General features: G+C 63.2%; 15 protein-coding genes and 1 pseudogene. 12 read left to right on the top strand and 4 right to left on the bottom strand.

What is annotated here, in order from left to right; translation table 11 throughout:
* Positions 1–458 precede the first annotated feature (458 nt).
* Positions 459–890, bottom strand: a complete 432-nt coding sequence (locus QFZ23_RS09825) for an SRPBCC family protein (RefSeq protein ID WP_306922518.1) — start codon at positions 888–890, stop codon at positions 459–461.
* 740 nt (positions 891–1,630) lie between these two features.
* Between QFZ23_RS09825 and QFZ23_RS09820 the strand changes: the two genes are divergently transcribed.
* Together QFZ23_RS09820 and QFZ23_RS09815 are read left to right on the top strand one after the other, a co-directional pair.
* Positions 1,631–2,056, top strand: a complete 426-nt coding sequence (locus QFZ23_RS09820) for a hypothetical protein (protein WP_306922515.1) — start codon at positions 1,631–1,633, stop codon at positions 2,054–2,056.
* 104 nt (positions 2,057–2,160) lie between these two features.
* Entirely contained in the window at positions 2,161–2,349 is a 189-nt protein-coding gene (locus tag QFZ23_RS09815; protein WP_306922513.1) for a hypothetical protein, read from the top strand.
* A gap of 259 nt (positions 2,350–2,608) precedes the next feature.
* On the opposite strand, the gene QFZ23_RS09810 is transcribed toward QFZ23_RS09815, so the two are convergent.
* Entirely contained in the window at positions 2,609–2,947 is a 339-nt protein-coding gene (locus QFZ23_RS09810; protein ID WP_306922512.1) for a hypothetical protein, read from the bottom strand.
* Between the two features lie 494 nt (positions 2,948–3,441).
* Here QFZ23_RS09810 and QFZ23_RS09805 point away from each other — a divergent pair, with 494 nt between their 5' ends.
* From QFZ23_RS09805 to QFZ23_RS09775, 8 genes and pseudogenes are all read left to right on the top strand, one after another.
* Positions 3,442–3,645, top strand: coding sequence for a hypothetical protein (locus QFZ23_RS09805; RefSeq protein ID WP_306922510.1), 204 nt, complete (start codon positions 3,442–3,444; stop codon positions 3,643–3,645).
* A gap of 879 nt (positions 3,646–4,524) precedes the next feature.
* Positions 4,525–5,076: an AMIN-like domain-containing (lipo)protein gene (locus tag QFZ23_RS09800; RefSeq protein WP_306922507.1), complete on the top strand. Its 552-nt coding sequence runs from the start codon at positions 4,525–4,527 to the stop codon at positions 5,074–5,076.
* Positions 5,077–5,368: 292 nt separating this feature from the next.
* Complete coding sequence (locus tag QFZ23_RS09795) at positions 5,369–5,917, top strand: hypothetical protein (RefSeq protein ID WP_306922505.1); 549 nt, start codon at positions 5,369–5,371, stop codon at positions 5,915–5,917.
* A gap of 9 nt (positions 5,918–5,926) precedes the next feature.
* On the top strand, positions 5,927–6,403 hold the full coding sequence (locus QFZ23_RS09790; protein ID WP_306922504.1) for a hypothetical protein: 477 nt from the start codon (positions 5,927–5,929) through the stop codon (positions 6,401–6,403).
* Positions 6,404–6,586: 183 nt separating this feature from the next.
* Positions 6,587–7,222 carry a hypothetical protein gene (locus QFZ23_RS09785; RefSeq protein ID WP_444861245.1) on the top strand — a complete coding sequence of 212 codons (636 nt, stop codon included), beginning with the start codon at positions 6,587–6,589 and terminating at the stop codon, positions 7,220–7,222.
* Positions 7,223–7,360: 138 nt separating this feature from the next.
* Positions 7,361–7,444: pseudogene (locus tag QFZ23_RS23705) on the top strand (DUF4031 domain-containing protein); the annotation flags it as partial.
* 342 nt (positions 7,445–7,786) lie between these two features.
* Positions 7,787–8,338: a M15 family metallopeptidase gene (locus QFZ23_RS09780; RefSeq protein WP_306922502.1), complete on the top strand. Its 552-nt coding sequence runs from the start codon at positions 7,787–7,789 to the stop codon at positions 8,336–8,338.
* A 451-nt stretch (positions 8,339–8,789) separates the two neighbouring features.
* Entirely contained in the window at positions 8,790–9,803 is a 1,014-nt protein-coding gene (locus QFZ23_RS09775; protein WP_306922500.1) for a DUF4236 domain-containing protein, read from the top strand.
* 760 nt (positions 9,804–10,563) lie between these two features.
* Here the strand turns inward: QFZ23_RS09775 and QFZ23_RS09770 are convergent.
* A complete protein-coding gene (locus tag QFZ23_RS09770; RefSeq protein WP_306922498.1) occupies positions 10,564–10,740 on the bottom strand; it encodes a hypothetical protein in 177 nt (58 codons plus the stop codon).
* Positions 10,741–11,757: 1,017 nt separating this feature from the next.
* On the opposite strand from QFZ23_RS09770, the gene QFZ23_RS23700 reads away from it, so the two are divergent.
* The gene (locus QFZ23_RS23700; RefSeq protein ID WP_373427866.1) at positions 11,758–12,171 is read left to right on the top strand and encodes an excalibur calcium-binding domain-containing protein; all 414 of its coding nucleotides are present in this window, start codon (positions 11,758–11,760) and stop codon (positions 12,169–12,171) included.
* A gap of 39 nt (positions 12,172–12,210) precedes the next feature.
* Complete coding sequence (locus tag QFZ23_RS09765; RefSeq protein WP_306922495.1) at positions 12,211–12,915, top strand: class F sortase; 705 nt, start codon at positions 12,211–12,213, stop codon at positions 12,913–12,915.
* A gap of 492 nt (positions 12,916–13,407) precedes the next feature.
* Here the strand turns inward: QFZ23_RS09765 and QFZ23_RS09760 are convergent, their stop codons facing one another.
* Positions 13,408–13,623: a hypothetical protein gene (locus tag QFZ23_RS09760; RefSeq protein ID WP_306922494.1), complete on the bottom strand. Its 216-nt coding sequence runs from the start codon at positions 13,621–13,623 to the stop codon at positions 13,408–13,410.
* Between the last annotated feature and the right edge of the window lie 73 nt (positions 13,624–13,696).

The raw sequence follows: 13,696 nt of genomic DNA, 5'->3' as shown, positions 1-13,696 counted from the left end.
AGGCTGAGGAAACTTCCGCTACAGGAGCTGCGCGGTCACCCAGAGCACTGGCCGACGCGCCAACCATGTACGCGCTGCCAATGATGGTAAGAGCCACGAACACTCCCAACCATGTCCATCGCATAAGATCTCCCCAGCACTGGGTCTTCCCGTTCCGGCCGTGCCCGCCCTGAACGAGGATCGGGACGTCAACCTCATTGTCGGCTTTGCCCTGCCACCTGTCCAGCAATGCCGGATGACGGTCAGCAGCGCGTTAGGAGGAACGGACCGGTGACGCTCACGGGCGCGCTGCTGAGCCCATCGGCGATCAGATTCCGGCCAGTCGATCCGCTAGCCGGCTGTGCTCAATGCGGGCGGTAATCGGCAGCTTCAAATCCCGGTTCGCCGCCGGTCCGACCCAACCCCGGAACCCTCCGAGCCGGCCGCCACTGTCCTGCAGGGCCGTTTAGCGTTCCTTGCTAGGCGTCGGTGCCGGCGGGGCGGGATTCGATGAATTCCTTAAACCGGAGCAGGTCTGCCCGAACCTGCATGTTGTCAAAGCCCAGGGCTGCCCCGACCTTCTCTGCCAGGTTTTCCGGCGACCATTCCAACCGGACCCAGACGCGCGTCGTGCGGGGGCCCAGCTGCGTGAACGCCACGGCACCAGCGTGCGTGATGCCGTCGGTGCTGCGCCACGCCATCCGCTCGTCCGGGCGGTCTTCCACTATTTCTGCATCGAATTCCCGTTCCGCCCCGCCGATGTTCGTCACCCAGTGCGTGATCCTGTCACTGACCCGCCTTACCGACTGAACGCCCGACATGAACTGCGGAAAGGATTCAAACAGCCACCACTGCTCATACGCCTCGCGCACTGGAACAGCCACCTCGATGGTTTCCTCGACAGTCTGCATGTCTTCCTCCTCCGGGCCTTAACCCCTGCGCTGCCGGCGCCGCGTACTTCACTCTTTTTCACAGTGCTCGTACCCAGTCCCCGGCGAGCTGAACCGAAAAAGGGCAGGGAGGATCGATTCTGATCCCTGGCGGGAATCGTCTCCGGTGGTGAGCAAAAGCTCAGGACCGTGCGGCATCCGGTCCCGCCGTCCGAGAGTCGACCCGCCCGGCGCCGTCGAGAAAGCCCGAAAGGAAGCGAGCAGTGCCGCCAAGCCCACTGGAATAAACAAGAAATGTGCACCCGGCGGGGCTCGGGCTGCGCTCAGCACCCACGAATCCCTACGGGGGCCGCAGCGCTGGCTCATCATCCTGCGTGCCCGCCAAAAGTGAGGCCTATGCAGACAGGGCAGCGCAGGGTAGCTTCAATAGGAGGAGCCTGCCTGTCGAAGTTCTTCCGCGGGCACCACCCGTCCAGGGATTGTGCACTCCCTCGGGAACAGCCGCTGTAGCCGCATGGTGGCCCATCACGCACTCGGAGCAGAGAGCCTGCCATGGCTACCCCATATTTCCGGCTGTTCCTTTCCTACGCCGCGCATCTGCTCCGGACACGGCAATCCCTTGCGGCCGGCCCGACCCCAGCCCGGAACGGCCTTCTGGAACGATACGCGAATGTGCCGCACCGCCCTGCATCACGACCGGCTGCGAAGGGTCCCGCCGCAGCAAATGACACACTCACCAGCTACCCGCAGGCAGGTTGATCATGGTTTCCGGTTTTCACTTCCGCGGTGACGGCGCCGGGCGGCACCGTGTACCGCCGGTGATGTGCGGCAACTGCGGTACAGACCGCTATCTCATCATCAGATCCGTCACCGATATGCCGGCCCAGCCGCCCGAGGTCGTCCTCGTGTCCTACACATGCAGCCGATGCGGGACCTTCGATGAGCACCCGGCCCAGGCCGTCGACCTGAACCAGGTCCTGGCCCGTCCGGAACAGGCAGCGGACGTGCTCATATTAGGCAGCAACTACATGCACTGCAGACAGCCCATGGAACAGGCAGGTTCAGAGCTGCGCAAGCTCTCCGTGCCGGTCTCCACCGAGGAAGGAGCCAAGGACGCCTTGGGCGTCTACCTCTCCACTCGTGTTCTCAGATGCGACTGCGGCTTCCAGATGGAACTGCCGGAATGACCCACCCGCTGCAGGCGACACACCCGCATTACAGGCAGCAGCCAGGATTATCCCGCCCGCCGTTTCTGCATCTGCGCTTTCACCCCATCAAGAGAGATTCCGCCATGAATGAAGACAACAGCCCCCACGGTGGAGCAGCCGCTGCCCGCACCGGAGCCAACGACCACTCCTGGGAACGCGAGCACCGCCACCCCACGATCACCCAGGCCCGTGGCATCCTCCAGCGACGAAGGGAAGCGGAGGCAAAGCTGGAGCAGCATCAGCAGGAAGCCCGTCGCAGGGCTGCGGGATAACCCGGAAGCTCACCCGCGCTTGGCGCTGCCTCAGGACTATCACCGCCAGTCAGGCGTAAGTCTGCTTCAGGTCTGGCCTGCGAGGACAGCTCCCGACGGGACGCCAGGAGGAAGGAGCGGCCCAGTCCCGGATTTATGCCAGAGATTTTGCCGAGTGGCTGGTCCCCCGGCGGGTCCTCCACTCGTGTAACTTCTTCGGCTCGGGAACCGGGCGCGCTGGCCGCCAGAGAAAAATTCCGGGCCGTGGCTTCTCGCCGAGTCAGCGCTGCTCGTGCTGGGCCCACAGTTCGCGCAGCTCGCGCTCCGCGGCAAGGATTCTGCGGACGAAGATGATGCACTGATCATCGCTGAGACTGAAGGCACTGGCGACTGCCTGGCCCCGTTCGGCGTCATGCACCGTCTCCATCGCTGCCTGCAGGTCAAGTTGGAGGGCCAAAATCGTGGGCGGCAGTTCCGAATCGGGGGCGACTTGTTCCGCCAGTCCGCTGTACTGGTAGGCATCCGCGAGCCGCTGTTGGATGCGCTCCGGCCCGGTCGCCAAAGCATCAATGGCGTGTTCGATTACGAAGAGCATGTGCTGCGCCCACGCATGTTCCATCGAGCTACCTTATCCATCCGCCGCCCGTCTTGGGAGCGGACTCTTTCTTCGAGCTCTAGACACGAACACTGAGCACCCTGCTCGGTCACAACAAGGTTAGCCGCGAGCATTTCCTCCCCTGGGTCCGGCTGGTCAAGGGCATCAGCTCTGCGCCCTTCTCGGCGATGGCAGTCCCGACGCAGGCAGATGATGTGCCCGGGATACTCCGTCCGTCAGGCACGCGGCGACGGCTGATCAAACTTGGTTCATGCCCCTTCTCCGCATACTGGCCCCGCAAGTAGACTGCGGGCGGGATACGGCAGCTAATCCGCGGCCGGACAAAGGCAGGGGGAGCCAATGAGTGATGCGCAGATTCAGCCAGACGGGACAGCCTCGGAGGAGGCGTCGTCCCAGGAACAGGGGTTCTTCTCCGGGGGGTGGAAGCGTCCTGCACGGCCCGAGGCTTCGTCCGGGTACAACCGGGACCATTGGCCTGACTACCGACCCTCAGTCAGGTGACGCCCATTCAGCAGCTGATCGGACTTCTGGCCCGCGCCGATCCGGGGTTTGTCGCCGGGGACTTTGCCACCCGCTTCAGGAGTGCGTCCGGGCCGGAGGGCGAGGCGGGCTTTTTCCGGTACATTCGGGGCGGTTTCTGGGAGGTCAGCATCGACGGCGCCAGGCCGGTCACTGAGGGCTCCGTGGGGCCTGCGGGTTGAGCTGGCATCAGGCCGTGTCGAGGAAGCCCCGGGCAGGGGCACACTGCCGCCGCGTTATCCACCGTGGTCCCTCGTGCTGCCGCGGTACTCGACATTCCTGGGCCGAGAACATGATGATTGGCAGCTGGACGCCAGCCGGCCAATCCTGGAGGACAACGGCTCGCTGACCGCTGCGCTAACGAATCTGGAGGATCCCGAATACAGCGGCATGCTTACAGTCAGCACGGACACCTACACGATCACGTCGGTCGACCTGGACACATGGTGCAGACGCTCGCCATTGTCCGTACAGAGCCGGACGCCGAGGACCTGGCAGTTCTGGAGGACATCAAGGCCAGCATCAAGGCATCAGGTGAGGCCTAGGAGCCCGCTATCCTTGCCCGTTGAGATCCTCAGCCATCCGTTCGGGAAGCTGCCGCTGCCGCTTCGGAGGCGCGACTAGTGTAGCCGCTGCCAAGAATGAGCCAGCTGCCAGCAGCCCAGGTCAGCGCCGAACAGGACCATCATCGAGACGGGCACCGGACCGGCCGTCAGAGCGGTGACACGAAGCTCGGCCCCGCCGCTGAATCCATCAACCATCGGCACTCTAGGAGGCCGAAGTGCGCCCGGATGGTTTTCGGGTGGCCAGCTAGGGACCGGAGTCGCCTGCCCTTGCTTCCGGCGCCGTATCGGCCGTTACCGGCGATAACAGGAGAGTTGAGAAACGGCCACGAACGTCTTTCGGGGGTGCCGAAACGGGCCCCCGGATTTACGCTCCCGTGATCGTTTTCCCTCCCGTTTAACGGTTGTACGAAGAACCGAAAACATCCCTCGTTTCGGGCTTTTGCCGCTCCTACTCTGGTGTCGTCCAAATCACTCACACCCGAAAGGGGTGCCCGCATGAAAAAAGTAAGCGCCTGGCTGGCAGTCATCATGATGGCTCTCGGGCTGGGCCTAATGGCTCCGGGGGCTGCTTCCGCAACCCCTTCCCACTGCCGACTGGCATGGGGCTCGCTGGCCAAGACCAACCAGACCATGAGCGCTGCATCAGTAACTAATGTGCGCTCGGGGAAGTACTACTGCTTCGACCGCCTGGTGATCGACCTCAAGGGGAAGGCAACCGGCTACAACGTCCGCTACGTCCCAAAGGTTGTCCAGGACGGGTCCGGACTGCCCATCAAGCTGAGAGGCCGTGCATTCCTGCAAGTCACCGTCCACGCACCCAGCTATGTCAGCGCCACCGGCAAGGCTACCTTCGTGCCGGGCAACCGCTCCGAGGTGGTCAACGTCTCGACGTACAAGACGTTCAGGCAGGTTGCCTGGGCGGGCAGCTTCGAGGGCCGCACCACCCTGGGCCTCGGCGTCCGCGCCCGGCTGCCCTTCAGGGTCTTCACCCTCGCAGGTCCCGGCAACGGATCCCGGCTCGTGATCGACGTCGCCCACCAGTGGTGACAGCGGCAGCGCGGCCGCAAGCCCCTGACGGGCACGGAATCCTGTCCGTAAAGCTTGGGAAAAAGTCTTCAAGAAATTCTCCCAGACCCCTCACCTGGGGGGAGAAAACGAGCCCCGGCTATCAGGTAGACCACGGGTTTTACAGTCTGGTGGATGCATATTGGTCCTGTCACTGGAGCAGAGGTAGCCGCGAACCGTAGCTTCAGATCGCCGGGTCCGGAATGCACCCCCCTGTACCCCCGGGCCCGGCGGACACCACCTGCGGCGACCCCTGCAGGAGTAGGATGCGCCCATGGCAGCCGAGACGCTCAGGCCGGCGCAGCGCAGCCGGCGCGAGACGGTCTACGGCAAGCTGTCCGCCGCGCTCTGCTATTTCGGCTTCCTGATACGAAGCATCATCGGCAGCAACCTGGGTTTCTGGCCGTCAGCCCTGGCTGCCGTTGCCCTCGTGCTGTCCGGAGCACTGGTCTTCGTGTGGCTGACCGTTCCACTGCGGAAAGTACGACTGGACAGCGACAGGAAACGCGGCCTCATCGAATGCGCTATCCGAAGCCCCGACGCTCCTCCCGGGACGCTCCAGGACCGGTGGAAGCCCGGCTACGCGGAAATACGTCACGGCACCATCAGGTTCCAGGCCCTGTACGGCGACATCGAAGAACCCTCCGGTCCGATCAGCACCTTCTCCGGCATTACGGCGCTGCACGAGCTGCCGCGGCCCCAAAAGCGCCCCGCGGACGCGAAGCGGAAATGGAAGATCCTCGCCATGATCACGGACCAGGGGCCGCTGGAGATCGCTGCCGGAGAGGCCGGGATGCAGCTGCTCGAATTGCAGAGCAGGTAGGGGCGGGTCATGGTCACCGGGCAAGGCGCGAACGGCAACAAGTACGAGTGGCAGTCCTGGCCTCCGGACTCGCTCGAGGGCATGCCGCCGAAGCGCCGGCGACTCGTTGCCTGGGGGCTCCTGTGGTTCCTCCTCGTGGGCTGGCTGGTCGGGGTCATCCTGGAGGTCGCCGGCGTTTCCCAGCCCTGGCGCTCACTGCTGACCCTGACAGGAGCGGCTGCCCTCTTCGCACCGCTGATTCGCGGAGCCGTATTGGAGACCCGACAGCTGCGCGCTGAAGGAATTACCCTCCCCTCCTACCCGGTCACCCGCAAAACCCTGATCTCCAATGCGGTCATCACCGGCATCCTCTGGGTCCTCTTCGCCGTCCTCGTGATCAGTGGCCAGCCCGTATTTCCGCTGCTGGCAGTCGCGTCCACGATCTGGCTGCTGTACCTGCTCCGACGGTGGAAGACCGAGCAGCAGGAGCCCCGAACCGGGTCTTGACCGTCACAATCCTGACTGACATCCCCGCCGTTTCGAACCTGCCCTTTGTGGTTAGCAAGCTTCCCACGCTCCACTGGGCCAGCCTCGCGGCGGGCCCGTCGCAGCGGCGGTCACTGCGTTCGCCGGGATGCTCCTGAGAGCCAGGGGGCTCACCCTATTGTGACCCCGGCCGGGTAGACGCTGGTGTCTAGGCGCACATCTGGCATCGCAAGCTACGTTTCCTTGGACTCGATCATCAGCGCCGCCGGCGAGCTGAAGTACATCGGCGCCATCAAGCGTGCCCTTGCCGCCGAGTTCAAGCAGCCCGAGGACGACTGGGTGAAGTTCCTGACGTCCAAGGTCTACGAGGGGGCCTACACACAGAAGGTGCGCGAGCAGTTCACGAGCCTTGTCACGAAGGCGACCAAGCAGTTCCTCAACGACCAGGTCAATGAGCGGCTCAAGGCCGCCCTCGGCCAGCCCAATTTCCCGATGGCTGCCGACGCAGAGATCGCCGCCACCGTAACCAGCGAAAAGCCGGCCGAAGACGACCTCATCGAGAACGGCATCGAGACGACCCTCGAAGAGCTGGAGGGGTACCACATCGTCCGTGCCATTGTGTGCGGCGAGGTGAAGCCGGCACGGGTTGTCCAGCGTGACGCCAAGTCCTACTTCGCCATCCTCCTGGACGACAACAACCGTAAGCCGATCGGGCGGCTGCACTTCAACCGCGCCCAGAAGTACCTCGGTGTGTTCGACGAGAACAAGATCGAGACCAGAATCCGATCACCGCGCTCGATGAGATCTACGAGCACGCGGATACCTTGCGCTCCAGCGTAAAGATGTACCTGGGCGAAGCCTCGTAACAAGCGAATAGAAGCTAGACGACAAGAAGGAGCCGGGGGCAACCCAGGCTCCTTCTTCATCCAGCGACTTCCGCGGCAGGACCTCCCGGTGTGACGGGCGCGGTGAACGACCATGGCGGTTTATGTTGATAACTTCCGGACCCCGGCGACGCTCGGCCGGATCAGGGCCCGCTGGTCGCACCTCACCGCACACACGACTGAGGAACTGCCCGAGTTCGCCCAAAAGCTCGGGTTCAAGCCATCCTGGATCCAGAACCCGGACATAGCTGGAAAGAACACCTCGACGTTGTCGGCTCCAAACCGCCGCCGGTGGGCCCCTCACTACTGCGGGCTTTGGAACACACCCTCGCCCTGCTCCATCCGCCAACAGCGTGCGGTCGCGGAAGCCAAGACCTTGAAGGCAGCCTCATGGCCCCGCCTGCCACCGGTAGGACGGGTTGAGCGTGACCACCGCAGGGGTCATGCTTACAAACAGCTACGGACACGACACGGTTGCATCCACTGGAGGGACGAACATGTTCTGGAAGAGCCTGCGCTGATGGAGAGAATACTTGCTGTCACCGCAGATGATCTGCCCTACAGCTGGAACCCTGCATGCCCGGTGTCCTGGAGGGAGCTGGCACTGGTCCAGTTCACCCACGTGGACTTCCAGGGCAGACTTGGCGAGGGCTCCTTGGTGGTCCTCGCCGAGCTGGCCCCGGCCGTTTTGGAGATCATGAACCTCGCGCTCACGCTCCGCTTCCCCATCCACAGCGCAGTTCCCATAGACGCCTTCTTTGGCGATGATGACGCCTCGATGTCCGCCAACAACTCGTCCGGCTTCAACTTTAGACCGATAGCAGGCACCAGCGAACTATCCCTGCATTCGCTGGGAAGGGCTGTGGACATCAACCCCGTGCTCAACCCGTACCAGGAGCACGACTTGCGGTGGTCCCCGCCCGAGGGTGTACGACACCTCGATAGGTCCAAGCCGGTCCCCGGCATGTTCACCCCCGGCCATCCGATCGTGGCTGCGTTTGAAGAGCATGGCTTTGAATGGGGCGGAAGCTGGGAACGCCCGGATTACCATCACTTTCAAGTGGCCCCATAGCTTCAATACAGGAGTCCTGTCCGGTGAGACTTCCCCTGCCTGCCCCACACATGAGCGGCAGCGGCAATCCGTCCGCCGCCACTACGCGGGGCTGACCATGACACCGAACGCCACGAGCAGGCCATCGCCGCCATCGAGAAACGCCTGGCGAATCAAAGCTGGAACCGGTCGCCCCAGAGATCGCCGAAATCCGTATCGAATCCCACCGTAAAGCAATCCGCCGACACCGGGCCGGACTCGAAGAAGTACCGGCCGTGAACGTCCTGGCCCCTGTCGCACGCCGGGTCGCCCGGGAAGACCGCCGTCGGGCCAAGAAGGCCTCGGGAGAAAACACTTGAAGACCACCAGGGACCCGATTTTCACACTGCCGGCGGCCGGTGAACCGGCCTGAACCTATACTGAATCCGGGCTGCGCTGGGTAGCTGCAAGAGCATTGAAAATGGGGGCCAGCATGGGGTTCAGGGTACGCAAGTCGTTCAAGATCGCGCCCGGGGTCAGAATGACCGTCACCCCGAAAAGCATCAGCCTCAGCGCCGGCGTCAAAGGCGCCCGCATCTCCGCCAACTCTTCCGGCCGGGTCACCCGCACGCTGAGCATCCCCGGCTCCGGCATCTCCCACACCAAGACCCTCTCCTCACCATCGGGCCGGTCGGCGGCTCCCGCCCGCGCCGCAGCTGCGTCGCGGCCGGCACCGGCGCCCAAGGCGGCGACGCCCGGCTTGTTTGCCCCCAAGTGGGAGAAGGAACTGCACAAGGCAGTCATCGCCCAGCGCGACCCCGCAGCCCTGGCCCGGATCGGCAACGACTACGAACCTGCCCGGCCGCTTGCAGCCCTGTTTGAGGCGACGCTGGCCGCTGTTCCCTCCGGCGACGTCCAGCGCGCCATTGACCTGCTGTCCTGGCTGTTCAGCACAGGCTACGACCCGGCCAAGGACGAGTTCATCACCAAGTACCTGCCCGCCGCCGGGTTCAACCTGTCCATCGCGGACGGCGTCGACGTGGTCCTCCCGCCGGACCGGGACTTCATCGGACTCATGCTCGCCGAACTTCACCAGGAAGCCGGCAACCTCCCCGCCGCCGTGGACGTCGTCGACCAGCTGGAACCGAGCACCATCACTGCGGTGTCCCTGGCCGAGCTCTACATCGAACAGAAGCGGTGGGCGGACGTTGTGGACCTCACCGAGGGGCTGACCAACGATGACGAGGCGGCCACGTACCTGCTGATCCAGCGCGGCATCGCCTTCCGCGAGCAGGGCTACCCGGACGCGGCCCGGGAATCATTCAAGGAAGCCTTGCGCGTCCGCTCCCGCCCGGCCGAACTGCGCCAGCGGGCACTCATCGAGCGGGGTCTGACCTACCTGAAGGAAGGCAAGCGGTCCCTGGCCGGGAAAGACTTCGAGAAGGTCCTCGCCGAGAACAGCGCCTACCCCGGCCTGCGCGAACACCTCGCCAACTTCCAGGATTAAAGGCTGATGCCTGCCCTGCCGCAGGGTCTCCGGCCGCCGCTGTCCCTGGCGACGGCCAAGGCGGTGAACCGGGTGCCAGGCCGGGGCGACATGCCCGCTGGAAGTCTGTATGAGCCCAAGTGGGATGGCTTCCTTCACCGCACATTGCCAATCCATAGCCATTGAACTGCTGGCGGTCAGCCACCTGCTGGCGCGCCGGTCTTCCTCACATGCCCTTAGGTGCGGCCAAAAAGCGGCGCATAACACTGGACGCCGAACGAGGTATCTTCGAATGCGCTCATCGCGAGAAGGGATCAGTTCTCAAAGGGGGATGGGCTCAGGGAGTTCCTAGTTCAAGAAGGGACTGGTTCGGGGAACAGGTTATTGTCAGGATTCTGCCAGTGGTCCAAGGAGACTTTCGATATGAATCAACGGGACAAGGATCGGCGCTGGGCCGTACGACGCGTCTTTGTTGATGCAGATTTGGCTGGCTTGGGATTCGGCAGTGTTGTCTTACCCCGAATACGAATATGACACGGAGGCGCTTGGCCATGTCGTGGCTGGTTAACGGGCTGCCTTCAACCGATGTCGCAGCACGGGTGGCCGGCTACATTCAGCGTGACTGGGGTGTCTCGAACCTCAAGACCTGAATGGCAGGGCTAGAGCTATACCCGGCCCTTTCGCCCGCTGTGGGTTACAGGACAGCAAATCGTCGGAATCGGTCAGGCCGCAGTATTCAATTGCAACGGCCATCGCAGACTCCCTGAACGGGCAGGGAGCCTCAGCGGCTTGGCTCCTCCGTGGCGTCAGGGTCCTCTTCGGGTTCGAATGTGTTGGGCTCCGCATCGGCAGTGATACCAATGCCGTCCCCGCCCTGAGGGATCGCGCCGTCGTCCTTGCCCTGTGCATCCTTTTGGGGTTCGTCCTCGGGCGGCGAGGCAGGTGAGTTGGTCGTCATCGCTCCTCCTTCATTGGCTCGGCCTCCACGCTAACAGCCGGCGGGGGGAAAGGCGCCGGACAAGTTCGAGAATTTTTTAGGGCCTCCCCGCCGTCGGACAACTTATGGAGCGCGCTGAAAGCTGGCCGAACCAAAAAGCCCTGACGCTGTACAGGGCGATCCCCCTGAAGACGACATGCCAGGGGGCGTGCGGTTGGGCCGCCGGCCGCTGAGCGAATCAAGCCGCGGCCTCCTGCGACAGCACCATCGGCCGTGCTGGTCGCACTCGACGTCCCGGCCAGACTGTTCAAGGATGGTTGCAATAATGGGGTGCGGCAGGATCGGGCGTCCAGGAGCCAAGCCACTTCTTCCTGTCCTGATCGGCCTGTCCCAGTGGTCTTTGAAAGTGATCCCAACGGATACATCCCTCCCAGCCGTCCGCCAAGACGTCGTGTCGCCCGGAACCCTTCAAGGTTTCGGCTGCTTCCGCAGGTGCCGGTGGAAAGACTCGCTGGCATGCCGGTCACCGGCAATGTCGCCGGGCACGAGCGTCTGGAATCTTTCACGGGCAGGTGGCAGGACACGCTACGTGACCACGGAGGTAGCCATCGCCACGCAATGACCGGTCTCGAACGCGGCAAAACTGGCACGGAGAGATGTTCCGTTTCGTTGGGACCCGGATGCCAAGGCCGCGGAAAGGTTGCTGCGGTCTGTCCTCGTCGCGAGGTTGCCCTGAGGTTAGGAGCCAAGCGGAGTTGGTGTGCCGGCTGCCGGTTCCAATTCTCCAAGCCATGCCAGCGGATCCGATCTGGAAGTGAAAAACCGGGTGGGCAAGGGAGGCGTCCGGTGGGAGCTGGTAGCAAGGCCGGCGCCGGACCCTTCGCCCGCCGGCTTGGCAGGATGACACCCCGGTCTGGGGAGAAATCTGGCACGAAGGACTTCCTTCCGGCTCCTCCGATGCGATAGAAACAAAGCGTTAGACGCGGCTTGTCTGGCAGATCGCATCTGCCGGCCGTCAGATGTTCCATAGGGGGAAACATGATGAAAAAAAGCGCAGCAGGTCTCTCGTTCGCGGCAGTGGTTGGCCTTTCAGCCTTGTCCGCAACGCCCGCAGCGGCAGTAACGCTCCCATTCCCGAACTGTGATGCAGCAGCAGCTGTAGGGGTGTACAACATTCCCGCAGGTACTCCTGGCTACGGCACTCATTTGGACCGGGACCGCGACGGTGTAGGTTGCGATGCACCCGGAACGCCTGCGTATGATGCCTCGTTAGTGGCCCGACTAACAGCGGCGCCTCCCCAGGTACCCAATATGCCGGTAGGCGGGGCTCCCACCGGTGTCAGGCAGGATACTAGCGACAACACGGGCGTTGTCGCTCTTGGAGGTGGCCTGGTGCTGGCAGCAATTGGTGGTGTCTTCCTGGTCCGCCGCCGCACCGCCAGCAACGCATAGCCACTGCACCACAAAGGACTACGTGATCCACTTTCACTGATGAACCATTCAATCCGCGACTACCGCAGAAACAGAATTGCTTCTGCGGTAGTCGCGCTTTCCATGCTCACCGGCTGTTCCGTCACGGCTACCGAGGCGAGTCCCTTACGCACGGTAACAACAGTTCCGTCCAGCCCAACAGCCAGTTGGATGGCCAGCCCTACAGCCAGTGGCCCGGCCAACCCGAGACCCAGTGCCAGGGCGGGACAGGTGCTGCCGAATGCCACTAAGGCCCCCCAACTGCCGGTCATGCCGGCCTCGACCCCCGTAGCGTTGCGTATTCCGGCCCTTGGGACAGAATCAAGGCTGCTCAGTCTTGGCCTGCGGGGCGATGGTTCCCTGGAAGTGCCGCCGGAGGGACCAGGGTCTCCCGCTGCCTGGTATAACGGATCTGCGACTCCGGGTGCCCGTGGGCCCGCTGTGCTTTTTGGTCATGTCAACGCCACTGGCGGAGGGCCAGGAGTCTTCGCTGAGCTACGAAGGCTGAAAGCGGGGGACACCATTGAGGTGAGTCGCCAAGACGGCAGGACCGCTACTTTTCTGTTCGATCGGGGGGAACGGTACCCCAAGAACACTTTTCCTACGTACGCTGTTTACGGAAACACCCAAGGGGCGGAACTTCGTCTGATCACGTGCGATGGATATGACCCCGCAACCGGCGAGTTCGATGACAACTACGTGGTCTACGCCAAACTCGTCCCATGAGCGGGCGATACACGCAGCACCTTCAACGAATCAGAGCACAGCACCTCCCATCTCGCTGCCAGCCCCTCGCCCCGTCATAGTCTTGGCCCTCCATCCTTCCTCAGAGCCATCCTGACACTGGTCCCCCACGCTGTCCCTCGCGGGTGTTCGCCGCCGTCCGCGTTGCAATGGCTCTCGGCGTTTTAGGCCATTGGCTGGACCGCCCGTCATTGCACATTCTCTGAGCTTGACGTGTATGCCACCCAGGACACGGCACTTGCTTACATAACTTTGGTCTGGCCAGTTGCCTATAGTGGTCATGGTTTGCCCTGTCCCCCGAAATCCTCGCCACGTCCGTCCCAAACCCTCTAAGGGACAGAGCCCCACCAGGGCCTGGTGAATAGGTTCTTATCCGCTAAGGGTGCTACGGCGTCTCACCGTTCGGTCATGCAGCTACCCAAGAGGTTGGCAATGAACAGGCGTAAAAGACGAACCATGCAGCAGTGCCTCAGTTCAGGACAGTACGGTGAAAAACAACAGCGTCATGCAGTCGAGTCCGACGATGGCCATGAACAGCAATAGACAGAAAGATTCCCGGGTCCGGATCCGAAAGGCGGTGAGCACCATGGGCACCAACGCGGGGCAATGCTGGCACAACACCAGGGAGTAACCGACGGCCGGTACTTGTGTCTCACGGCCTAAATCCTCTACCAGTTGGTCCCAAGTCATGCCGCACTCCCCCAGTCGCACCATGAATAAGCAGAACAGCCACCAGAGGCCGAGCAGGAGGACCCAAGTGAAC

The organism is Arthrobacter globiformis (assembly GCF_030818015.1).
Taxonomy (GTDB): Bacteria; Actinomycetota; Actinomycetes; order Actinomycetales; family Micrococcaceae; genus Arthrobacter; species Arthrobacter globiformis_C.
Note: the sequence above shows the minus strand (reverse complement) of the source record. Positions and strands in the feature narration are given on the sequence as shown.